19 protein-coding genes are annotated in these 23,477 nt (G+C 68.0%); 14 read left to right on the top strand and 5 right to left on the bottom strand.

The annotated features are described in order from the left end of the window. The first annotated feature begins 22 nt into the window (after positions 1 to 22). The 5 genes from J9315_RS17025 to J9315_RS17005 all read left to right on the top strand — a co-directional run bounded on the left by J9315_RS17025 (position 23) and on the right by J9315_RS17005 (position 7,680). Positions 23 to 1,348 carry an ABC transporter substrate-binding protein gene (locus J9315_RS17025; RefSeq protein WP_211978470.1) on the top strand — a complete coding sequence of 442 codons (1,326 nt, stop codon included), beginning with the start codon at positions 23 to 25 and terminating at the stop codon, positions 1,346 to 1,348. A 45-nt stretch (positions 1,349 to 1,393) separates the two neighbouring features. Next, entirely contained in the window at positions 1,394 to 2,527 is a 1,134-nt protein-coding gene (gene ugpC / locus J9315_RS17020; protein ID WP_211978469.1) for a sn-glycerol-3-phosphate ABC transporter ATP-binding protein UgpC, read from the top strand. A 122-nt stretch (positions 2,528 to 2,649) separates the two neighbouring features. Further along, positions 2,650 to 3,414 (top strand): M50 family metallopeptidase, encoded by a 765-nt coding sequence (locus J9315_RS17015; RefSeq protein WP_211978468.1) that lies wholly within the window; start codon positions 2,650 to 2,652, stop codon positions 3,412 to 3,414. A 215-nt stretch (positions 3,415 to 3,629) separates the two neighbouring features. After that, complete coding sequence (locus tag J9315_RS17010; protein WP_211978467.1) at positions 3,630 to 4,313, top strand: HAD family phosphatase; 684 nt, start codon at positions 3,630 to 3,632, stop codon at positions 4,311 to 4,313. A gap of 700 nt (positions 4,314 to 5,013) precedes the next feature. After that, the gene (locus J9315_RS17005; RefSeq protein ID WP_249120959.1) at positions 5,014 to 7,680 is read left to right on the top strand and encodes an HNH endonuclease signature motif containing protein; all 2,667 of its coding nucleotides are present in this window, start codon (positions 5,014 to 5,016) and stop codon (positions 7,678 to 7,680) included. A 124-nt stretch (positions 7,681 to 7,804) separates the two neighbouring features. On the opposite strand, the gene J9315_RS17000 is transcribed toward J9315_RS17005, so the two are convergent. Beyond that, positions 7,805 to 9,400, bottom strand: a complete 1,596-nt coding sequence (locus J9315_RS17000) for a nucleobase:cation symporter-2 family protein (protein ID WP_198500146.1) — start codon at positions 9,398 to 9,400, stop codon at positions 7,805 to 7,807. 488 nt (positions 9,401 to 9,888) lie between these two features. Here J9315_RS17000 and J9315_RS16995 point away from each other — a divergent pair, with 488 nt between their 5' ends. Continuing rightward, positions 9,889 to 11,337: an 8-oxoguanine deaminase gene (locus tag J9315_RS16995; RefSeq protein WP_211979361.1), complete on the top strand. Its 1,449-nt coding sequence runs from the start codon at positions 9,889 to 9,891 to the stop codon at positions 11,335 to 11,337. A gap of 68 nt (positions 11,338 to 11,405) precedes the next feature. Here J9315_RS16995 and J9315_RS16990 read toward each other — a convergent pair whose 3' ends face one another. Further along, positions 11,406 to 12,215 (bottom strand): GntR family transcriptional regulator, encoded by an 810-nt coding sequence (locus J9315_RS16990; protein WP_249120958.1) that lies wholly within the window; start codon positions 12,213 to 12,215, stop codon positions 11,406 to 11,408. A gap of 113 nt (positions 12,216 to 12,328) precedes the next feature. Between J9315_RS16990 and eat the strand changes: the two genes are divergently transcribed. From eat to J9315_RS16955, 7 genes are all read left to right on the top strand, one after another. Beyond that, positions 12,329 to 13,765: an ethanolamine permease gene (gene eat / locus J9315_RS16985; RefSeq protein ID WP_211978466.1), complete on the top strand. Its 1,437-nt coding sequence runs from the start codon at positions 12,329 to 12,331 to the stop codon at positions 13,763 to 13,765. Between the two features lie 135 nt (positions 13,766 to 13,900). Continuing rightward, on the top strand, positions 13,901 to 15,346 hold the full coding sequence (locus J9315_RS16980; protein ID WP_232623793.1) for a glutamine synthetase family protein: 1,446 nt from the start codon (positions 13,901 to 13,903) through the stop codon (positions 15,344 to 15,346). After that, the gene (locus J9315_RS16975; RefSeq protein ID WP_211978465.1) at positions 15,327 to 16,115 is read left to right on the top strand and encodes a gamma-glutamyl-gamma-aminobutyrate hydrolase family protein; all 789 of its coding nucleotides are present in this window, start codon (positions 15,327 to 15,329) and stop codon (positions 16,113 to 16,115) included. The genes J9315_RS16980 and J9315_RS16975 overlap by 20 nt, the downstream gene beginning before the upstream one ends. A gap of 29 nt (positions 16,116 to 16,144) precedes the next feature. Then, on the top strand, positions 16,145 to 17,512 hold the full coding sequence (locus tag J9315_RS16970; protein WP_198500149.1) for an aldehyde dehydrogenase family protein: 1,368 nt from the start codon (positions 16,145 to 16,147) through the stop codon (positions 17,510 to 17,512). Positions 17,513 to 17,587: 75 nt separating this feature from the next. After that, positions 17,588 to 18,364 carry a 3-oxoacyl-ACP reductase gene (locus tag J9315_RS16965; protein ID WP_198500150.1) on the top strand — a complete coding sequence of 259 codons (777 nt, stop codon included), beginning with the start codon at positions 17,588 to 17,590 and terminating at the stop codon, positions 18,362 to 18,364. A 3-nt stretch (positions 18,365 to 18,367) separates the two neighbouring features. After that, positions 18,368 to 19,171 (top strand): type 1 glutamine amidotransferase, encoded by an 804-nt coding sequence (locus tag J9315_RS16960; RefSeq protein WP_249120957.1) that lies wholly within the window; start codon positions 18,368 to 18,370, stop codon positions 19,169 to 19,171. Between the two features lie 2 nt (positions 19,172 to 19,173). Continuing rightward, positions 19,174 to 19,563, top strand: a complete 390-nt coding sequence (locus J9315_RS16955) for a glyoxalase (RefSeq protein WP_211978464.1) — start codon at positions 19,174 to 19,176, stop codon at positions 19,561 to 19,563. Between the two features lie 44 nt (positions 19,564 to 19,607). Here the strand turns inward: J9315_RS16955 and J9315_RS17595 are convergent, their stop codons facing one another. The 3 genes from J9315_RS17595 to J9315_RS16940 form a co-directional block, all read right to left on the bottom strand. Continuing rightward, complete coding sequence (locus J9315_RS17595; RefSeq protein ID WP_211978463.1) at positions 19,608 to 20,213, bottom strand: hypothetical protein; 606 nt, start codon at positions 20,211 to 20,213, stop codon at positions 19,608 to 19,610. A gap of 218 nt (positions 20,214 to 20,431) precedes the next feature. Then, a complete protein-coding gene (locus tag J9315_RS16945; protein WP_211978462.1) occupies positions 20,432 to 20,923 on the bottom strand; it encodes a DUF6114 domain-containing protein in 492 nt (163 codons plus the stop codon). After that, the gene (locus J9315_RS16940) at positions 20,923 to 21,537 is read right to left on the bottom strand and encodes a DUF6230 family protein (RefSeq protein ID WP_198500155.1); all 615 of its coding nucleotides are present in this window, start codon (positions 21,535 to 21,537) and stop codon (positions 20,923 to 20,925) included. The genes J9315_RS16945 and J9315_RS16940 overlap by 1 nt, the downstream gene beginning before the upstream one ends. A gap of 449 nt (positions 21,538 to 21,986) precedes the next feature. Between J9315_RS16940 and J9315_RS16935 the strand changes: the two genes are divergently transcribed. Beyond that, positions 21,987 to 23,381 (top strand): NAD-dependent succinate-semialdehyde dehydrogenase, encoded by a 1,395-nt coding sequence (locus J9315_RS16935; protein ID WP_211978461.1) that lies wholly within the window; start codon positions 21,987 to 21,989, stop codon positions 23,379 to 23,381. The last annotated feature ends 96 nt before the right edge of the window (positions 23,382 to 23,477 follow it).

Genomic DNA, 23,477 nt, shown 5'->3' with positions numbered 1-23,477 from the left:
GAGAAGAGACCAAGGAGAGCCAATGCCCCGCTTCAGCCCCCGCCTCACCCTGTCCACAGCCGTCCTCGGACTTGCCGCGCTCGGGATGAGCGCCTGCGGACCGAGCGTCGGATCCGACTCCGCCGCCGGTGCCGACGTCGACTTCTCGGGAGTCGAACCCGCCCAGTCGATCACGTTCTGGTCCAACCATCCCGGCGGCTCGATGGAGATCGAGGAGGAGATCATCGCCGGCTTCACCGAGGAGTCGGGCATCGAGGTCCAACTCGTCACCGCCGGCGCGAACTACGAAGAGGTGTCGCAGAGGTTCCAGACCGCGCAGACCTCCGATGACGTCGGCGACATGGTCGTCGTCTCCGACGCGACATGGTTCACGAACTTCGCGAACGACTCGCTGCTGCCGGTCGATCAGGCTCTCGAGGCAGCGGGTGCCGACACCTCGACGTACCAGGAGACCCTCTACGACGACTACCTCTACGACGACGCCCACTACGCGGTGCCCTACGCCCGGTCGACTCCGATCTTCTACTACAACAAGGATCAGTACGCGGAGGCCGGTCTCGAGGACAGGGCCCCGGCGACGTGGGACGAGGTCAAGGCGAACTCCGAGCAGCTGCAGGAGGCCGAAGTCGCGAACTCCGCGCTCGCCTACCCGAAGGAGGACTCCTACCCGGCCTGGATCCTCGGCAACCTGGTGTGGGGCTACGGCGGAGGCTGGAGCAGTGAGTGGGACATGTCGGCGATGACGAGTCCCGAGACGGTCGAAGCCGTGCAGTTCGCTCAGGATTCGACGCAGGACGGCTGGGCGACCGTCTCGAGCGGAACGCCGGAGGACGACTTCGCCGCCGGTGCCACGAGCCAGATCCTCGCATCGACCGGGTCGCTCAAGGGGATCCTCGACACCGCGGACTTCGAAGTCGGCGTCGGCTTCCTTCCGGGCGGACCTGCGGAGACGGAGGCCGTGGTGCCGACCGGCGGAGCCGGAGTCGCGATCTCGGCGAAGTCGTCGCCGGAGGAGCAGCTCGCCTCGGCGATGTTCCTCGACTACCTGACGAACAGCGCGAACACGGCGCTGTTCTCCGAGGGCACCGGGTACCTGCCGGTGCGCACCGACGCGGACATGGGCGCGGTGTACGAGACGACTCCGCAGTTCCAGGTCGCCGTCGAACAGCTCGCGAAGACCCGCACCCAGGATCCCGGTCGCGTGCTCCTGCCCGGCGGGGACCTGACCATCGCGAAGTCGCTGCAGACGATCCTCACCTCGGACGTCGACGTCACCGAGCAGCTGCAGTCCGCGCAGGACGAGATGCAGAGCCTCTACGACAACGACGTCCCGGAGAAGCTGAAGTGACCGCACCGCTCGTCAGGCACACCTCTTTTCAGGAATGAGAACACCATGGTCAATGTCGCGCTCACCGCTGTCAGTCTCCGCTATCCCGGAGCCGACGCGCCGGCGGTCTCCGGGTTCGACCTGGACATCGCCGACGGGGAGTTCCTCGTCCTCGTCGGACCGTCCGGCTGCGGGAAGTCGACGACGCTGCGGATGCTCGCGGGACTCGAGCACCCCACCGAGGGCCGGATCTCCTTCGGCGGCACCGATGTCACTCACATCGGGGCGAAGGACCGCGACGTTGCCATGGTGTTCCAGTCGTATGCGCTCTATCCGCATATGAGCGTGGCGGGCAACCTCGAGTTCTCGCTGAAGAACTCGGGGATGCCGAAGGCGCAGCGACGCGAGCAGATCGAGACGGCGGCCGCGATGCTCGAACTCGACGGGCTGCTCGACCGGAAGCCGCGCGAACTCTCCGGCGGGCAGCGGCAGCGGGTCGCGATGGGCCGAGCCCTGGTGCGACAGCCCCAGGTGTTCCTCATGGACGAGCCGTTGTCGAACCTCGACGCGAAGCTGCGGGTGCAGACCCGCGCACAGATCGCAGCCCTGCAGCGCAAACTCGCCGTCACCACCGTCTATGTCACCCACGATCAGACCGAGGCGATGACGATGGGCGACCGCGTCGTCGTCATGAACGCCGGACGCATCGAGCAGGTGGGCACCCCGCGCGAACTCTACGACCACCCCGCCTCGCTCTTCGTCGCGAGCTTCATCGGCTCACCGACGATGAATCTCCTCCCCGCTCGCCGCGGCGAGTCCGCGGTCAGCGTCGGCGGCGCGGCTGTGCCCATCGACAGGGGCCTTCCCGCGACGGGCGCCGAGGTGGTCCTCGGCATCCGCTCGGAGGACCTTCGTCCCGCCGCGGCGGGAGAGGGGGCGTTCGAACTCGAGGTCGACCTCGTCGAGGAGCTCGGTTCGGACACCTACGTCTACGGGGCACTGACCGGCACCGCGGGAACGGGATCGTCACCGTCCGAGGAGGCCACGTCGTCGGGGACGGCGGGCAGCCTCGGCGACAGGCCCTTCGTCGTTCGACTTCCCAAGGGAGCGGTGCCGCGGATCGGCGAGCGGATGTGGGTGGACGCGGATCCCGCGCGGGCCCGCCTCTTCGATCCCGAGTCCCAGCTGGCGATCGTCTGAGCGTGCCACTCAGGGTCACTTCCTAGACTTGAGCGCTCAGGCCGGACCGGGGACGGTGCGGGTGCGGGGCAGGCGCGCGCCACGACGGCGCGCGGACTGCGCAACGGACGAGTGAGGTGACGATGGACCTGCAGCAGGGCGTGTCGACGTGGTGGGAGGCGATCACCTCGGGATTCGGGCGCGGGGACGGCCTCGACCTCGGTCCGACGCAGCTGCTCATCGTCCTCGGCATCCCGCTCGTCATCACGATGACGCCGGCGATCTGGCGGTTCTTCGGACTCTTCGTCACGTTCGTCCACGAGCTCGGGCACGCGTTCGCCGCGCTGATGACCGGCCGAGTCGTGCGCGGGATCTCACTCAACTTCGACCACTCCGGGCAGATGAACTCCTTCGGTCGGGTCGGGTTCTCCGCCACCTGGTCCGGCTTCTGGGGATACCCGGCGCCCGCGGTCCTCGGACTCGTCCTCATCACCTCGGCGATCTACGGCTGGGCACCGCTGGCACTGTCGCTGGGCGCCCTCGTCCTCCTCATCGCCCTCATCTTCATCCGCAACGTCGCCGGTGTCGTCATCGCCGTGTGTACGGCGATCGCCGCGCAGCTGCTCGTCGTCTTCCTCCCGCTCGAGTGGATCGCGGTGTTCGTCGCGGGCCTCGGCGTCGCGCTCGCCCTCGGCTCGCTCAAGGACCTCGTCAAGGTCATCCGCGTCCACACCCGCCGTCGCAACGTCCAGCAGTCCGACGCTTACATCCTCAGCCGCGGCTCGTCGGTGCCCGCAGGGGGATGGCTGACGCTCTTCGGTCTCGTCATCGTCGGGTGCGCGCTCGGGTCCGGGCTGCTGCTCTACTCGGCGTTCGCAGAGTCCGGCGGGGTCGCCGGGCTGACCTGAACGGGGTCGCGCCACCGACGTGACGCTGCGGGTGCTCGGGACCACCGCGACGGTTCGGGGCGTCCGGGACCACCGCGACAGTGGGTGCTGTGGGACTCGGGTCGGCCGCCTCGGCGAGGACATCGATGCGACTTCGAAGCCAGGTGAGCGCGGGAGGCCAGGTGAGCGCGCGACAAATGACGGAATCGGCCTCGGCGGATGACAGAATCGACCCTATGGATCTGAGCCCGAAATTCGCTGCCGTGCTGTTCGACTGTGACGGCGTCCTCGTCGATTCCGAGAGCATCACGAACGGGGTGCTGCGCGGCATGCTCGCCGAGCTGGGCTGGAACCTGTCGAAGGAGGAGGCGGTCGCGCGGTTCGTTGGCAAGATGCTGCGCGATGAGACCGACGTCATCGAGGCGCACACGGGATTCCGCATCGACGACGCCTGGCTTGCCGATTTCCGGCGGCGGCGCAACGTCGAGCTCGAGGCCTCCCTGCAGGCCATCCCCGGAGTCGTCGAGGCCGTGCGGACGATCGTGCCGGCGTATCCGGGCAAGCTCGCGTGCGCGTCGAGCGCCGACCGCCCGAAGATCGAGCTGCAGCTGAAGAAGATCGGCCTCTACGACGTCTTCGAGGGCCGGATCTTCTCCGGGATGGAGCTCCCCAAGTCCAAACCGGCCCCCGACGTCTATCTCGCAGCCGCGGATGCGCTGGGCGTCGATCCCGCCGAGGCGGCCGTCATCGAGGACTCGCCCACCGGCGTCATCGCGGGGCGGGCTGCCGGATCGTTCGTCTTCGGCTTCTGCCCTCCCTCACCCGTCCATCAGCGGCCTGAAGCCCTGCTCGCCGTCGGCGCCGACGCCACGTTCGACTCGATGACCGAGCTGCCCGGCCTCCTGACCCGCGAGGTGTGAGGCGGCCGGAACCAAGCAGAGGAGTCTCGGGCGCTGAGTCCGAGACGGGATGTCTGAGACGCTGAGTAAGGGTCGGGGCTTCTGAGACGCTGAGCATGCGTCCCGACGTGCGGTCACGTGCGTCGACGGCGGATTGAGGTGCCCGTGGGTTGAGGGGCTGCGACGACGTTCGGAGTGCCGAGCGGGTACGCGGAGTGTCGTCCGGGTACGCGGAGTGTCGTCCGGGTACGCGGAGTGCCGTCCGGGTACTCACCGATTCTCTTGAAAAGCAGACCGCAGCGGCGACTCGCAGTCACGTGCCGAGGGCGGACCGGGCTGGGTTCTCGTAGTGACGCGGACTCGACCAGCGCCCCGTATTCGCGACGGACTGGATTCGCTCGGCGGGTTCGTACTACCTGATGCTCCCAGCGCTCCGAATCGCGGGAACCAGTCCGGTTCCACTCGCACGTCACGTCGCAGGACCCCGGTGTCCGTCGAGGCTGGACGGAAGAAGCGGAGGCGCCGTATGCCCGATCTGACTATCCGAGGTGCACTCGGATATTGCGTTTCCGCCCGGCGACCGCTCCCGACAATCGCTGAGCACTGCGAAGCGAATGAATTTCACGTTCGAACGAGTTTCGAAATAGGCATTGACATCGAATGTGACGTGAACTACACTAATGTCATTAGCCACGCTGATGTGGGAAGACAGGTGACTCCCGTGACTGACACAATCGAATCGGTTCCATCCGCAGATCAGCCTGGCTCGAATCCCCGCGGTGTCGAGGTCGACCCGACCTCTCCCTACGCCGACGTCTACGCGGTCTACACATCCTCGGACCGGGCGCAGATCGCCGCTCTCGAAGCGACGGCCCGCGCCTTCCTCGCCGATGTCATCGGTCATCTCGACCTCATCAATCCTGATCCCGGCAGCCCCTACCGGCATGCGACCTTCAGCGAGACTGCGTGGAGGTTCGCTCGCGCGCGCAACGGCAGCGGTGATGAGCCCGACGACCAGAGTGAGACCGGCGGCGACGGCGCTGTCTCTTCAGATACCGGGGGCTCTTCAGATGTTGGGGTCTCCCCAGTTGCCGGGGGCTCTTCAGATGTCGGGAGCTCTACGGATACCGAGGTCGATGACCTCGATGACATATCGGTCCCCGGCTCGATCGATGCGGAGCCCGGCAACACCGGTGCAGACGATTCCGAGCCTCACGTCGCGGCGCCCGCTGAGGGCGGCACAGAGTCACAGGATGCCGATTCGGCGTTTCTGCCGGGATTTCCCAAGTTCAGCGAGACCCAGACGATGGACGGATGGGTTCACCGGTGCTCCCACACCGAGGACGTCGCTGAGCTCTCAGCGATCCGCGGCTCGACGGTGTCCGGCACCTACGCGCACATCGTCGCCGCAATGACGCTCGTCCACGGACTGCCCAAGTTCCACGCGCGATGTGCGGCCGGAGAATTCACCATCGAGCACATCCTCGCCGCCGCGCAGGCGTGCCGCCATCTCAGGTTCACGAATCTGCACGCCGTCGACCGCTACCTCGACGAGCGCCGTGCGGACATCACCATCGAAACCTTCAAGAAGTCGCTCGCGATGAAGATCGCCGTTCTGCAGCCGAACGAGGAACGGACCGAGAGCGCCCGCGAACACCGTCGCGTCGATCTCACCACGTATCCCGACGGCACAGCGTGCCTGACCCTGACCGGATCGTCTGCAGACCTGCAGGCCCTCTATGTGCGGATCGAGGCCTTCGCAAAGCTCATCCGCAATGGCAGCACCGCAGCCATCGCCGACCAGCTTCCTCCGGGCGCCGTCATCGACGACGACCGCGGCATCGCCGCACTCATGTTCGACATCTTCACCCGCACGGTTCCTCAGGTCAGCATTCAGGTGCGCGCCCATGACACCGACACGGGGGAGACGACGACAACGGAGATTCCCCTCGACCTCGACGACGTCAGGAATGCCGAGGACATCGACGCCGCAGTCGCCGCCGCAGCCAATGCTGGAGGCTCCGGCGGCGACGCCTCAGAGTTCATCGCCGATTCCGAGGACGGTTCCCACGACCTCTCTTCGCCCACAGGCCCTGCCGTCCCGCACAGATTGCACCGACTTCCCGGCGTTGAGCTGGATGAGTTCGGTCGGGTGGCTTTCGCTCTGACGGTCTCGATGCCGACCGACGAGTTCTGGATGCGTGCCCAAGCGAAGATGATCACCACCGTGCCCTGCATGTCCCTGGCACAGCAGGCGGATCTGCCGGGTACCTTCTCCGACGGATCCCCAGTTCCCGCCGAGACGGCGCGATACATTGCCGCACACTCGAGGACATGGACCCGGATCCTCACCGACCCGGCGACCGGCACCCCGATCGACGCGAAGGCCCTCAGCTATCAGATTCCCGCCGCGATCCGGCAGACCCTCATCGTCCAGTGGCGCGGATGCACCGCTCCGGGCTGTCGACGACGGGCCGAGACCTCGGAGATCGACCACATCATCCCGTTCGATCACGACGATCCGGCCTCCGGCGGCAAGACCGTCTTCGGCAACCTCCATCCGCTCTGCAAACAGCACCACCAGGCGAAAACCGATGGAAAGTACTCGGTGCGGATGGTGGAACCCGGGGTGGTCGAGTACCGCTTCGCCCATGGCAGCACCGCGACCGTATCGCCACCTGATCACCCGGTGAACGCGGAGAACGCGAGACTCATGCGCGACATCGGTGACGCCGACCCGCCCGGCCCATCTGCTCCGCCCGATTCATCAGGGCCATCGGATTCGCCCGATACGCCGGGGCCATGGAGTTCGTCAGACTCACCGGATCTGCCGAACTCGCCAGGCACACCGGACTCGCCGACACCGTCGGACACACCGGGCCCGCCGGCTCGGCCCAACTCGGTGGTGCAGTCCCAGCCGCCAGGGTCATGGCGTCCTCCAGACTCGACGAACCCGCCGGACCAGCCCAGTCCATCGGATCGGTCCGTTCCGACCGATCCATCGACGTCGCGCGTTCCAAGCGACACGCCTGAACCACCGAGGTTGCCCGGTCCGAATGACGCACCTCAATCATTGGGGCCGCACGATCCTAACGGAGCACCTCGATCACCGAGGCTGTCCGACCTGAACGACGCCCCTCCCTCACCGAGGTTGCCCGACCTGAACGACGCCCCTCCCTCACCGAGGCTGTCCGATCCGAACGAGGCACCGTGCGAGCAGGGCGGCGAGGTCCACCGCGCGGGGGAGGTGCGGAGGTCCGCCGAATGTCCCGGACCAGAGGGAGGCAGCGGGCACCCCGGGTGGATGCCGAAGTTCGGATCGACCGAGTGGAAGGCCCCGAAAGGCAGGGAATGGGTGTGGGACAACGGAGAACCCCCGCCGTTCTGACAACACCGCCGTTCGACGCCACGATCACCGACTCTGTGCGACGCTCACGATCATCCCGCTGGGCGGCGATGACGATCACGCCCGCTGCGTGACGCCGACGGTCACCGGCGACAGCCTCGGCGGGTTACTTCTCCGATTCCTCGATGACCCGGCGGACGTCGTCCTTCGTCTTCACCTCACCGTTCTTCGTGGCTTCGACGATCTTCTCGTGCTGGTCATCGGTGACGACGGGGACCTCCTCGCCGTTGCAGTCGACGATCTTGCCGTCCTTGATCGTGTCGCCCTCGGCGAGGATCGCCTCGTGGTCGAGGAGACGCTGGAGGTCCTGCTGCCGGACCACGCGCCCCGTGCCCGCGACGAACACGGACCGATCCGAGCGGTCCTTCGTCTTCGCGCCGATGTGGTTGAAGATGAGGTTGAGCAGCACGGCCATGATCGTCGCCGACGAGATGCCCGAGTGGAGGATGATGCCGACCCACGACGGGAACGAGTTGTAGAAGTCCGGCTCGACGACGGGGATGATGCCGAAGGCCAGGGAGACCGCGACGATGATCATGTTGAGGTTGCCCTCGTACTCGACCTTCGACAGCGTCCGGATGCCCGAGGCCGCGACCGTGCCGAAGAGGACGATGCCGGCACCGCCGAGCACCGGCGACGGGATCGCTGCGACGACTCCGCCCATGACCGGCAGCAGACCGAGCACGACGAGGATGACACCACCGGCGGTGACGACGAAGCGCGACTTCACGCCGGTGATCGCCACGAGGCCGACGTTCTGCGCGAACGCCGACTGCGTGAACGAGTTGAACACGGGCGAGACGGCCGAGGAGAGCATATCGGCGCGCAGGCCGTTCGCGATGCGCTTCGAGTCGACCTTCGTCTTGACGATCTCGCCGACGGCGATGATATCGGCCGTCGTCTCGGCGAAGGTGACGATGATGACGATGAACATCGAGATGATCGCCGCAGCGGAGAAGGTCGGCATGCCGAACGCGAACGGCTCGGGGAACGCGAAGATGCCGCGATCGAGGACGTTCGAGAAGTCCGCCCAGCCGAAGATCAGGCAGACGACGGTGCCGACGACGATCGCCAAGAGGATCGACAGACGCGAGATCATCGCGACGGGAATGCGGCTGAGCAGCAGAACGACGGCGAGAGTGCCGACGGCGATGAGGATGTTGCGGGCGCTGCCGTAGTCAGGAGCCTCGGCGTTGCCGCCCATCGCCCACCCGGCCGCCACCGGCATGAGCGAGAGGCCGATCGTCGTGATGACGGTGCCCGTGACCACCGGTGGGAAGAACTTGACGATGAGGGCGAATCCCGGTGCGACGATGAGCCCGATCGCCGAGGCGACGAGCACTGCTCCGAAGACCTCGGGCAGACCGTCGCCGCCCGCGAGGATCGCCGTCATCGTCGCGACGCCGGCGAACGACACGCCCTGGACGAGGGGGAGCTGGGAGCCGAAGAACGGCACGCCCCACGACTGCAGGATCGTCGCCAGACCACCCATGAACAGGCACGATGCGATGAGCACGCTGATGCCGGCATCGTCGAGACCGGCGGCCTTGCCGATGATGAGGGGGACGGCGATGATGCCGCCGTACATCGTGAGGACGTGCTGCAGGCCGTACGCGAACGACGTGCCGACCGGCAGCCGCTCGTCCTCTGGCCGCTGCGTCTTGTGCTTGGACTGTTTGGACACCGACATTGTCTTCTCCATCGAATTCCTGTTCGCTCCCCGAATGGTCGGGCGCGAACCTGCTGGCCGGTCGCTGAAGGCGGTGCCGTCCGGGAGTGCGACAGTGCACCGCCCTGGAACGAAGGCTCACATCGTGAACCCGGCCTGCGCCTTGAGGGGATCGGATCGCTGTACTGCTTCCGTTGAGGTCGTCCGGAATGTTCCTCTGGCGATTATCACTTCCAAGATGCGAAAGTATTTTTCCTTATCGCAGAATGCTAAGCGAATGCTGTCGGGTTGGCAACTCGAAATCGTGATGCGGAGCACATGTTAGAGTTCAGTCTTGTCGGTGTCGGTTCCGCGCACAAATCAGCGCCGGATCCGCACAGAGCGGACGAGCCGCACACCGACCGGCGGAGCAGCAGACGCCGTGAAACCTGAGCTGGTGGCGATGGCCCCAGCGTCCTCGCCTCACCGGCGGCCGAGCACGCGCCCGACCGCGACAGCCCACCCATCGAGAGGCGATGACGATGACGAGAATCTGGCTGCGCAACCCCCTGGCCGTCCACCTCGGGCGCTCCACCCGAGCAGACAGCGCTGCCCGGGCCGACGGCACTGCCCCGGCGGAGAGCCCCACAACCCACGACACCCACGACGCGACTGCCGCACGCGGCGGCATCGTCGTCGACACCGAATCCGGCACGATCGTCGAACTCGTGCCCGCCGGGGGAGCCCCCGGCACCCCTGCCGACGAGGTCGTCGACGCGAGCGAACACGTCATCACACCTGGGCTCATCAACACCCACCACCACTTCTACCAGACGCTCACCCGCGCCTGGGCGCCCGTCGCCGACCTCCCGCTCTTCGGCTGGCTGACCAACCTCTACCCCGTCTGGGCGCGCCTGACCCCGCGCGCCCTCGAGCTCGCGACGACCGTCGCGATGGCCGAACTCCTCGAATCCGGATGCACGACCGCCGCCGACCACCACTACCTGTTCCCGACCGGCATGGACGATGCCATCGACATCCAGGTCGGCGTCGTCCGGAACCTCGGCATGCGCGCGATGCTCACCCGCGGCTCGATGTCGCTCGGTGAGGACGACGGGGGCCTGCCGCCGCAGCAGACCGTCCAGGACGCCGAGGTGATCCTCGCCGACTCGCGTCGACTCGTCGAGACCTATCACGAGCGCGGCGTCGGCGCGCAGGTCCAGATCGGCCTCGCCCCCTGCTCCCCGTTCTCCGTGACGACCGAACTCATGCGCGACAGCGCCGCACTCGCCGCCGACCTCGACGTCCGCCTCCACACCCACCTCGCAGAGACCCTCGACGAGGAGGACTTCTGCCGTGAGCGCTTCGGCCTGCGCACCGTCGACTACCTCGAATCCGTGGGCTGGCTGGGCGACCGCACGTGGCTCGCCCACGGCGTCCACTTCGACGACGAGGAGATCGTCCGCCTCGGCGCGGCCGGGGTCTCCGTCGCCCACTGCCCGACCTCGAACATGCGCCTGGCCTCGGGCATCGCCCGTGCCGTCGAACTCGAGGACGCCGGCGTCAGCGTCGGACTCGGGGTCGACGGCTCCGCCTCGAACGACGCCTCGAACCTCATCCGCGAAGTCCGCCAGGCACTCTACATCCAGCGTCTGCGCTACGGCGCCGAGGCGGTCACCTGCGACCGCGTCCTCGACTGGGCGACCCGGGGGTCCGCGGCGGCTCTCGGTCGCGACGACATCGGCGAGATCGCCGTCGGCAAGCAGGCCGACCTCGCACTGTTCCGCCTCGACGGGCTCGCCTTCTCCGGCGCGCACGATCCGATTCCCGCCCTCGTCCTCTGCGGGGCGGAGAAAGCCGACCGGGTCATGGTCGCCGGGGCCTGGCGCGTCCGCGACGGGCGGGCGATCGGCGCAGACGGCCAGACGCTCGACACCGAGGCCCTCATCGCCGCCCACCAGGAGGAGGCCCGCCGGCTCGTCGCCGGGTGATGTCCTCGCCGAGGCGGGGCCGCGCTCGGTCGATCGCGTTCGGTCGATTGCGCCAGGGCCGCGTCCGGTCACTTCCCGTCGAGGAATCCGCGGAGCAGCTGCTCGGTGCCCTCGGCGTGCTGCGCGGCCAGCGTCGCCGCCGCCTCGGCGTCCTGGTCGAAGATCGCCTCGACGATGCGCGCATGCTGCATGCACGAGTGCTCGACGTTCGTGTGGATGAACGGGATCTGATCGAGCAGCGCATTGATCCGGTCCCTCGTCGTCGCGGCCGCCTCGGCGAGCGAAGGGATTCCCGTGAGCTCGGCGATCGTCAGGTGGAACCGCGCGTCGAGGGCGCGGAACTGCTCGATGTCCTCAGCCGAGCTGCCCAAGGGCATCCAGCAGCCCTGCTCCGCGGCGATGAGCGTCTCCCGCTCCTCGGCGCTGAGCCCGCGTTCGGCGACGACCCGGGCGGCCGCAGTGTCGAGGATGAGCCGGAACCGCACCGCATCGTCGAGTTCGCCGAGGTCGATCCCGGCATCCCGATCCGCGACCGGCAGCCGCGTGACGAAGGTGCCGCCGTAGCGTCCCCGGCGGACGCTGACGACCCCGGCGGTCTGGAGTTCGCTGAGCGCCTGGCGCAGCGTCGCCCGGGAGACGTTGATCCGCGCGGCGAGCTCGCGCTCGGGCGGCAGCTTGTCGCCGACGAGGTACTTGCCGAGGCGGATCGCGCGGAGGAGCTCGGCGATCGTGTGCTCGAAGACGTTGCCGCCGCGCAGTCGGGCCGGACGCTGGGACTCCGCAGCCTCCTCAGCGGCACCTGGGCCGTCAGCGACATTCGGGGTGCCGCCGGGCTTGCCGCCCACGCCGCCGCCTCCGCCGTCTGCGTTCCGATCCACGTCCACTCCTCAAGATTAGCCTCGGTCGACCCTTGACACCGTGATCTGGGTCATACTACAGTCGACTCCAGCCAATGGTCTGAACATGATCCATTGAATCGCTGGGAGCGGATATGTCCAAGAACATCGAGTACGGCAACGTCGATGAGCACTACCTCGAGAAGCGACAGCTGAGGAAGGGCGCGGCCGGGTGGATCCTCCTCGCCGGCCTCGGCGTCGCCTACGTCATCTCGGGTGACTTCTCCGGCTGGAACCTCGGCCTCGCGGAAGGCGGGTGGGGTGGTCTCCTCATCGCCTTCCTCCTCATGGGACTCATGTACGTGTGCATGGTCTTCGGTCTCGCGGAGCTCTCCTCGACCCTGCCGACGGCGGGTGCGGGATACGGGTTCGCCAGACGCGCGCTCGGCCCCCTCGGCGGCTTCGCCACCGGCATGGCCGTCCTCATCGAATACACGATGGCCCCGGCGGCGATCTCGACCTTCATCGCCGGCTACGTCCAGGCGCTCGGCATCCTGCCGGAGTCCGTGCCCGCGTGGACGATCTACCTAGCCGCCTACGCGATCTTCATCGGCATCCACCTGTGGGGCGTCGGCGAGGCGCTGCGCCTGATGTTCGTCATCACCGCGGTCGCCGTCATCGCCCTCATCGTCTTCGTCATCGCCGCGATCCCGCACTTCGATGCGAGCAACCTCTTCGACATCGAACCGACGGCGGCGCTCGGCTCGAGCACGTTCCTTCCGATGGGCATCAGCGGGCTGCTCGGCTCTCTAGTCTTCGGCATCTGGTTCTTCCTCGCCATCGAGGGCGTGCCGCTGGCCGCCGAGGAGTCGGCCGACCCCAAGCGCGACATGCCGCGGGGCATCATCACCGCGATGGCCATCCTCGTCGTCTTCGGCGCCCTCATGCTTCTCCTCGTCCCGGGCATCGCCGGTGCGGCCGCCATGGGCGAGTCGGACAACCCGCTGCCCGAGGCGCTGCGTGCGGCCTACGGCGAAAACTCGTGGCTGGCGACCTTCGTCAACTGGGCCGGTCTCGCCGGACTCGTCGCGAGCTTCTTCTCCATCATCTTCGCCTACTCGCGGCAGCTCTTCGCCCTCTCCCGGGCCGGCTACCTGCCCAAGTGGCTCTCCCACACCGGCAAGCGCAAGACCCCTGTGCTCGCCCTCATCGTCCCCGGCACGATCGGCTTCCTCATCGCCGTCCTCTCCGGCGGCAACGGCGGTGTCCTCCTCAACGTCGCGGTCTTCGGGGCCACGGTCTCCTACGTGCTGCTCAACCTCTCGCACATCCGGCTGCGCTTCAAGGAGCCCGACCTCAAGCGCGGCTACCGCACCCCCGGCGGGGTCGTGACGACGGGCATCGCACTCGTCCTCGCCTCGGTGGCCGTCATCGCGACGTTCTTCGTCGACATCCTCGCCGCCGGCATCGCCGCAGCCGTCTTCCTCGTCGCGCTCGCCTACTTCTGGTTCTACTCGCGCCACCACCTCGTCGCGAGCGCCCCGGAGGAGGAGTTCGCACAGATCGAGGCCGCCGAGAGCGAACTCAAATAGTCCCCCCTCGTCGCCTCCCCACCCCGGCGCATCCCCATCCCCACCCACCGACGCACGATACTGACTCACGACACCGGCTCACGACACAGACTGACGACACCGACGCACGACAACTGAGAACAAGAGGAAACCCTGATGAACGACCTCACGACCTCACCGAAACCGACGATCACCTCGGCGCCCACGACCGCGCACTCGCCCCAACGGACGTCGCGCGGATCGGTGCAGGCCGAGCCCCTGACGCTCGACGAGCTGCGCCGCCGCACCGAGGACGGCTCGATCGACACCGTCGTCGTCGCCGTCACCGACGCCCAGGGCAGGCTCCAGGGCAAGCGGCTGGGAGCGCAGTTCTTCCTCGACGACGTCGCCGGGCACGGCTCGGAGGCCTGCAACTACCTGCTCGCCGTCGACGTCGACATGAACACCGTCGACGGCTACGAGATGTCCTCATGGGAGACCGGCTACGGCGACCTCGTCATGCAGCCGGACCTCAAGACCCTGCGGCTGCTGCCGTGGCAGCCGGGCACGGCGATGGTCAACTGCGACCTGTTCTGGACGACCGGCGAACCCGTGGCCGCCTCCCCGCGGCAGATCCTCCAGCGGCAGCTCGACCGGCTCGCCGAGGCGGGACTGAGCGCCCATGTCGGCACCGAACTCGAGTTCATCACGTTCGACACGAGCTACGAGGACGCCTTCAACTCCCGCTACACCGGCATGACCCCGGCGAACCAGTACAACGTCGACTACTCCCTGCTCGGGACCGCCCGGGTCGAGCCGCTGCTGCGCGACATCCGCAACTCGATGGCCGGTGCCGGCCTCTACGTCGAGGGCGCGAAGGGCGAGTGCAACTTCGGCCAGCACGAGATCACCTTCCGCTACCAGCAGGCGCTCAAGGCCTGCGACGACCATGCGGTCTACAAGAACGGGGCGAAGGAGATCGCCGCTCAGCACGGGAAGTCGATCACGTTCATGGCGAAGTACGACCAGAAGGAGGGGTCGTCGTGCCACATCCATCTGAGCTTCCGCTCCGCCGACGGTGACATGGTCATGGCCGGCGACGGCGAGCACGGCTTCTCCACCCTGATGAACCACTTCATCGCCGGGCAGCTGGCGTGCATCGAGGACTTCACGTACTTCTTCGCCCCGAACATCAACTCGTACAAGCGCTTCGTCGAAGGCTCCTTCGCCCCCACCGCGGTCGCGTGGGGCTTCGACAATCGCACGTGCGCGTTCCGGGTCGTCGGCTCGGGTCCGTCGCTGCGCGTCGAATGCCGCGTCGGCGGGGCCGACCTCAACCCGTACCTCGCCGCGGCCTCCCTCATCGCCGCCGGTCTCTACGGGATCGAGCACGAACTCCCGCTGCCGCCGATCACCGAGGGCAACGCGTACATGTCCGATGCGAAGCGCCTGCCGACGACGCTGACCGGCGCGCGGGATCTCCTCGAGAACTCCGACATCGCGAAGGAGGCATTCGGCGAGGACGTCGTGCGCCACTACGTCCATGCCGCCGACATCGAACTCGAGGCCTACAATGCGACCGTGACCGACTGGGAGAGGATCCGTGGCTTCGAACGACTCTGACATCGCCGAGGGATCCGCGGCAGCGCCTGCGGATCCGCCCGTCATCGGGATCAGCTGCTACCTGCAGCAGGCCCAGTGGGGAGTATGGGACACCGAGGCGGCCCTCGTCCCCGCCGACTATGTCCGCATGGTCGCGGCGGCCGGGGGCATCCCGGTCCTCCTGCCCCCGCACGGTCAGGCACCTGCAGTGCTCGACCGCCTCGACGGGCTCCTCATCGCCGGCGGCGCCGACGTCGACCCCGCGGCCTACGGGGCGGCGGCGCACGAGCGCACCGGCTCGCAGCCGTTCCGCGACGACAGCGAATTCCTCCTGCTCGCCGCCGCGCGGCAGCGGGGTCTGCCCGTCCTCGGCATCTGCCGCGGCCTCCAGGTCATCGCCGTCGCCCACGGCAGCACGCTCATCCAGCACCTGCCCGAGGTGACCGGCCACACCGACTACCAACCGCGGCCCGGCATCTACGGCGAGGTCGCGGTGACGACGGAGCCGGGCACCATCGCCCGCGCGGTCCTCGGGGAGACGGCGACGGCACCGTGCTACCACCACCAGGCCGTCGACCGCCTCGGCGCGGGACTCACCGTCACCGCCCGCAGCGCCGAGGGCCTCATCGAAGCGATCGAGATCGACCCCGCCCACCGGTCCGACGGGTGGCTCTTCGCGGTGCAGTGGCACCCCGAGCACAATCCGGACGACGCCCGCGTCGTCACCGCCCTCGTCGACGCCGCGAAGGACCGCCTCGGCGCCCCCATGAGCATGACCGCACCAGCGTGAAACCGCACCAGCGTGAAGGAGACACCGAATTGAGCACGTACACCGTCGTCAACCCGGCCACGGAGGAGTCGATCGCCGAGGTGGAGCTCGCGGACCTCGCGGCCACCGACCGGGCGATCGCGCGGGCCGCCGAGGCGTACGAGACGTGGCGCCACGTCGCCCCCGCCGACCGGGCCCGGCTGCTGCGGCGCTTCGCCGCCGCCGTCGACTCCGCGATCGATGAGCTCGCCGCGCTCGAGGTCGCCAACGCCGGGCACACAATCTCGAACGCGACGTGGGAGGCCGGCAACGTCCGCGACGTCATCGAGTACTACGCGGCGGTGCCCGAACGCCTCTTCGGCCGCCAGATTCCCGTCGCCGGCGGGGTCGACATCACGTTCCACGAACCGCTCGGCGTCGTCGGGGTCATCGTGCCGTGGAACTTCCCGATGCCGATCGCCGCGTGGGGGTTCGCCCCGGCGCTCGCCGCCGGCAACACCGTCGTCCTCAAGCCTGCGGAGATCACGCCGCTCACCGCGATCCGGATCGGGGAGCTCGCGCGGGAGGCCGGCATCCCCGAGGGCGTGCTGACGATCATCCCCGGCAAGGGATCGGTCGTCGGGGAGCGCTTCGTCACCCACCCGGCCGTGCGGAAGGTCGTCTTCACCGGGTCGACCGAGGTCGGCAAGCGGATCATGGCCGGGTGCGCCGACCAGGTGAAGAACCTCACCCTCGAACTCGGCGGCAAGAACGCGAACATCGTCTTCGACGACGCCGATGTCGCCGCCGCTGCCGCCGCGGCCCCCGGCGGGGTGTTCGACAACTCCGGGCAGGACTGCTGCTCCCGGTCGCGTCTGCTCGTCCAGCGCGGCATCTACGACGAGTTCATGGCCGCGCTCGAGGAGGCCGTCGGGGACTTCGCCGCCGCCGATCCGACCCTGCCCGAGACCGCGATGGGCCCGCTCGTCACCGCCGCCCACCGGGACAGCGTCGCCGGATATGTCGCTGCGGGCGATGTCGCGTTCACCGGGACCGCGCCGACCGGGCCCGGCTTCTGGTTCCCGCCGACCGTGCTCACCCCGCCCACGACCTCGTCGGTCGACTTCACCGAGGAGATCTTCGGCCCCGTCCTCTCGGTCGTGCCCTTCGACACCGAGGCCGAGGCCCTGCGGATCGCCAACGACACGGAGTACGGGCTCTCCGGGTCGATCTGGACGTCGAGCCTCGACCGCGCGATGCGCGTGTCCCGCGGCGTCGAGGCCGGGAACCTGTCGGTGAACTCGCACGCCTCGGTGCGCTATTCGACGCCGTTCGGCGGGTTCAAGCAGTCCGGTCTCGGCCGCGAGCTCGGACCCGACGCGGTCGCCTCGTTCACCGAGGTCAAGAACGTCTTCTTCGCGACCCAGCCGGCGGACTGAGCGACCGGCCGAGACCACCACACCACCACAGCCATACCAGAGCATCAAGGCCACACCAGAGCATCAAGGAGAGCAATGACCACTGCGGCAACCCGACTCAAGGACAAAGTCTGCGTCATCACCGGCGGTGCCTCGGGCATCGGGCTGGCCAGCGCGCGGCGCCTGGCCGAAGAGGGGGCGAAGGTCGTCATCGCCGATCTCGACGAGACGCGCGGGCCGGAGGTCGCCGAGGAGCTCGGCGGCCTGTTCGTCCGCGTCAACGTCGCCGAGGAGGAGGACGTGAGGAACCTCTTCGCCCGGACCGTCGAGCACTACGGACGCGTCGACGTCGCGTTCAACAACGCCGGCATCAACCCCACCGATGACAGTTCGATCCTCACGACCGACCTCGCCGCGTGGCAGAAGGTGCAGACGGTCAACCTCACCTCCGTCTTCCTCTGCTGCAAGTACGCGCTCGAGCAGATGGTCAAGCAGGGGTCGGGATCGATCATCAACACGGCCTCGTTCGTCGCGCTCATGGGGGCGGCGACCTCGCAGATCTCGTACTCCGCGTCGAAGGGCGGGGTGCTGTCGATGAGCCGCGAACTCGGCGTCGAATTCGCCAAGCAGGGCATCCGCGTCAACGCCCTGTGCCCGGGACCGGTCAACACGCCGCTGCTGTCCGAGCTCTTCGCCGCCGACCCGGTGCAGGCGCAGCGGCGCCTCGTCCACGTCCCGAGCGGACGCTTCGGCGAACCCGAGGAGATCGCGGCGGCCGTCGCGTTCCTCGCCAGCGACGATTCGACGTTCGTCAACGCCTCGACGTTCACCGTCGACGGAGGCATCACCTCGGCGTACGTCACCGCGGAGTAGTCAGTGGGGTCGGACAGTGTGAAGATCCTCGTCATCGAGCACGAGACGGGCACCGGGCCGGAGCGGTTCGGCCAGTGGCTGGAGGAGGCCGGCGCCGAGGTGGTCGTCGTCCGGCCCTACCTCGGCGACGCGATCCCGGTCGACGGCGACGGTGATGGGGGCGGCGGTCTCGGCGAGTTCGGTGCCCTCATCGTCCTCGGAGGCGCGTCCGGTCCCCTCGAGGACGCGGACAATCCCTGGTTCCCGCAGGTGAGGAGTCTGCTGCGCCGGTCAGCCGATGGTGAGTTCCCGAGCTTCAACATCTGCCTCGGCGGGGAGCTGCTCGCCGCGGCCACGGATGCGCCGATCACGCGGCGAGCGCGCCCGCAGATCGGCATCTACGATCTGCACACCACCTCGGCGGGGGAGGCGGACCCGGTGTTCGCCGCCCTGTCGGGGATGACCCTGCCCTCGGTGCTCTTCCACCAGGAGGAGATGGCGCTGCCCGACGGCGGAGAGCTCCTCGTCACCGGGTCCGACGCCCCGGTGCAGGGCTTCCGCGTCGGCGAATTCGCGTGGGGCACCCAGTTCCACCCGGAGACGGACGCCGAGCAGATCCGGCGGTGGCTGCGCTCGGACGCGGTCGCGCTGCCCGAGGGGAAGACGACGGACTCGATCGTCGCCGAGCTCGACGCCGCCGATGCCGAGCTCGTGCGCGTGGGACGCCTGCTCGCGCAGAGCTTCGTCGCCTACCTCCGGGACCGGGCGGGGGAGTCCGGCAAGGCCGCTGGCACCGGATCCTCTGTTGTGCGCGCGGCAGGAGAGTGACAGTGGCCGGTCTCCACCATGTCGAGCTGTGGCTCGACGAGCGGTCGTCGTCATGGGACTCGTGGGCGTGGCTCTTCGATGCGCTCGGGTTCGAATGCGTGCACGAGTGGTCGGGCGGTCAGACCTGGAAAGGCGACGATCGCGGCTATCTCACCCTGACGACGTCGCCGAACCTCCTGCCCGAACAGTTCGACCGTCGCCGAGGTGGGGTCAACCATCTCGCATTCGTCGCCGACACCCGGGCAGACGTCGATTCCATCATGACGGCAGCCGCCGCCCAGGGGTGGCAGCCGCTGTACCACGAGCGCTATCCGCACGCTGGGGGAGACGACCATTACGCGGGCTGGTTGGAGAATGCCGACGGATTCAAGGTCGAAATCGTCGCACCGTGAGTTCGGAGCAGCCTCGCCGTGGATGCGACGAGGCTGCTCCCACCTCAGGGGTCGACGATCTTCTGTTCGGTGTTGCTGTAGCTGATCGAATCGGCCATCGAGCCGACGAGGCCCATCGTCACGCGCAGCAGCCCGGGTTCGACATCGTCGAGGGGCGGTGGCGTGTCGGTGCCGATGGTCACCGAATCGCCGGTCTTCGTCGTCGCGGTGATCGATCCGAGGTAGACGCTGACGTGGCCTTTGAGCGTCATCTGATCGGCCTTCGTCACGAGCCCCGGCTCGTCGGGCGGCCGCACCGTGAGTGAGAACCCGTCGATCGTGATCGACTCTGCGGTGATCTTCAGGGCGCGGATGCTCCCGCCGTCGGCCGTCGGCACGGTGACGATCGAGATCCCGCTCAGCCCCGTGAACGACAGCTTCTCCGATCCCATCGACGCAGGCGTCTTCGCGAAGACCGGGGCCTTGTCGTCCTCCTTCGCGTCGACGGGTGCCGTCGGTGATGCCGTCGGGCTCGGCGACTCGGTCGGCGAGGGCGACTCTGTCGGGGCAGGACCGATCGGCGCAGGCCCGGTGGGTGCAGGCTGCTCGGATGGTGCGGGGTCTCCGGGGCCGAGGTCACCTGGTCCCGGTTCGGCTGGTCCGGGTTCCACCGGTCCGGGGGACACCGGTGTTCGGGGCACCTGGGGCGTCGGTCCCGCAGCCGGGCCGGGCAGAACCGGACGCTCGCACGGCGTCAGCTCAGAGCAGAGCCCACCCATCCGATCCACCGTCGCGGCTCCGGAGGCCTCGGGGGCTGTGGCCCCCACGGACGCCGGGACCGTGAGTGCGAGAGCAGCCAGGAGCAGCGCCGTCCGCGGCCCCCGCGCCCTCATCCAGTCCCCTCATCGCTCGACGTGCCAGTTCCCGACGCCTCAGTTCCCGATGCCGGGTTGCGCGGGCCCATCCAGGCGACGACGAGCACGGCGCCGATGCTCGCCAGCAGCATGCCGAGGACGAACCCGCCGAGGTTGACCCCGACGAGCGAATAGATCGCGACGATGAGCGCGAGGATCCCGTAGAACACATGATGCGTCGGCATCGTGATCGCGAGGACGCCGAGGAGCACGAGCGCGAGCGGGATGACCGTGGCCTGCAGGCCCTCGATGCCGAACTGGATCTGGATGTTCCCGGTGTCGAGCTGGCCGGAGAAGAAGAGCTCGATCCCGCCGAGGACGACGAGCACCCCGCCGATGAACGGCCGCTGCCGACGCCAGTGCCGGAAGCCCCGGCCGTTCTCGGTGCTGCGCGCCGCATCGCTGCGGCGGCGTCGCCGCGACGGTGAGACTGCCGCGCCCTGGGTATCGGTCGATGCCTCAGCCATCAGAAGCACGTCTTCGAGCCGTCGGTGAGCTCCAGCTTCATCCCCTTGAGGGTGAAGACGGACGCCTGGGTGCTCCAGGCCGTCTGCTCGAGGCCCGAGATCGAGATCGTATCGGCGTCCTGGGCGAAGTCGCCGGGCGAACCCTTGGCCTTGGTCTCGACGTCCGAGGCGTCGACGCCGATGCGGATGTTCTCGAACTCGGCGTCGCCCTTGAGCCCGGTCATGCCGATCTGCAGATCGCTGGCCGTCGCCGGTTCGCCGTCGCCTCCGGCCGTGATGAGGACGCCGACCTTGCCGAGCGGCGTGTCGGTGACCGCGGACTGGCAGAGATCGCCCAGCTCAGCGCTCTTGATGTTCGCGATCGCAACGGTGTGGTCGCCGCCCTCGGTGTCCTTCGCGACACCGCCGTACTGGGAGAATCCGGTGCCCTCGAGCTGAGAGGCGCTGATCTGGAACTGGCTGCCGGAGACCGAGAACGAGACCGGGACGGCCCCCTGGGCGACCCCGCCCATGAGGCCGGCGGAGACGATGCCCGCGGGAATCGCGACGAGGGCGATGCGCCCTGCATGAGTCGAGCCGAGGGCGCGCAGATGACGGAGCATGGGGAACTTCATTGATCCTCTTCCCGACGCCGACTGCAGCGTCGGCGCCTCGAATGTGACGTAAGTTACTACGGGGTGTTACTGCACGGTATAACGATCGTCGGCGGCAAATCAACACCCCGTTCTCGGACCGGCCGGAACGCGAGCGCCGTGGAAGGCTCCTTGTCCCCCGAGGCGGTCGGGGGCGTCGCTGAAGACGGGCGTCTCTGCCGATACCGTGACATCCGTAGTGCGGTAGTGCGGAATCCGTCGGATGTGCCGCGAAATCCGCACAACCTCGGTGAGGGCATCGTGACCGTCCGAGCAGTGATGATTCGCCCAGGTTTCGCCACTTGTTGCTCAGGTCACGTGTTGATAGCGTGAGAGGCAGGCATGCGCGATCCGTCGCCACAGACGGTGCAGTGGCATGCATTCGCGTCACCGGAGCCCACCCAGGGCACCGCGAGTCAAAGGAGTCCGATATGAGCAATTCAGTCAGTGCCGCCACCGGCTACCGGGTCGAGAACCCCGCCACCGGTGAGATCATCGAGCGGTTCGACACCGCGACGGACGAGCAGATCGGCCAGGTCATCGACGACGCTGCCGAGGCCTACCTCTCCTGGCGTGAGAAGACCATCGAGGAGCGCGCCGCGATCGTCAACAAGGTCGCCGACCTCTTCGGTGAGCGCAAGGAGGAGCTCGCGAAGATCATCGCCGAGGAGATGGGCAAGCCCATCCCCGAGGGCGTCGAGGAGGCCGAGTTCTCCGAGGCGATCTTCAACTACTACGCCGACAACGGACCCGAGTTCTCCAAGGACGAGGAGATCAAGTCGTTCTCCGGCGGCAAGGCGTTCATCCAGCGCCGCCCCGTCGGCGTGCTCCTCGGCATCATGCCGTGGAACTTCCCGTACTACCAGGTGGCGCGCTTCGCGGCCCCGAACCTCGTGCTCGGCAACACGATCATCCTCAAGCACGCGGAGATCTGCCCCCGCTCGGCCGCCGCAATCCAGCAGATCATGGACGACGCCGGTGTGCCCAAGGGCGTCTACAACACCGTCTACGCCTCGCACGACCAGATCGAGACGATCATCGCCGACCGGCGCACGCAGGGTGTGTCCCTGACCGGTTCGGAGCGGGCCGGTTCGATCGTCGGTGCGCTCGCCGGCAAGTACCTCAAGAAGGCCGTCCTCGAGCTCGGCGGTTCGGATCCCTACATCATCCTCGACACCGACAACCTCGACGAGGCCGTCGACACCGCGTGGGGCACCCGCCTCTACAACACCGGTCAGGTCTGCAATGCGAACAAGCGCATGATCGTCATGGACGACATCTACGACGACTTCGTCGCCGGCCTCACCGAGCGCGCGCAGAGCTCGCAGAAGTCGAACCCCTCCGATCCGATCGAAGGCGGATACTCGCCGCTGTCCTCGCGCGCCGCCGCGGAGAACCTGCGCAAGCAGCTCGATCGCGCCGTCGAGCAGGGCGCGACGCTCGTCGGCGGTGAACTCGCCGACGACGGTTCGGCCTACATCACCCCTGCCGTGCTCACCAACGTCACCGAGCAGATGGACGCGTACCGCGAGGAGCTCTTCGGTCCCGTCGCGACCGTCTACAAGGTCTCGAGCGACGACGACGCCCTCAACCTCGCCAACGACACGGACTTCGGCCTCGGCGGGGCCGTGTTCTCGAAGGACGAGGAGCGCGCCGCGAAGATCGCACAGCGCCTCGACGTCGGCATGTCGAACGTCAACACCCCGGCCGGTGAGGGTGCGGAGATCCCGTTCGGCGGCACCAAGCGCTCGGGCTTCGGCCGCGAGCTCGGCCCCTACGGCATGGACGAGTTCGTCAACAAGCGCATGTACTACGTCGCCGAGTGATCTGCTGGTGAACTCAGCCTGATCGGTCGCGCACCGATCACCGCACGGGCGTCGCGCCGGGTCCGGGAGTCCTCCCGAGGCTCGGGGCGGCGCCCT

The sequence above is a fragment of the Brevibacterium sp. W7.2 genome (genome assembly GCF_018137945.1).
GTDB classification, from domain to species: Bacteria; Actinomycetota; Actinomycetes; order Actinomycetales; family Brevibacteriaceae; genus Brevibacterium; species Brevibacterium sanguinis.
The sequence above is the reverse complement of the archived record's forward strand: the minus strand, read 5'-3'. Positions and strand labels throughout refer to the sequence as shown.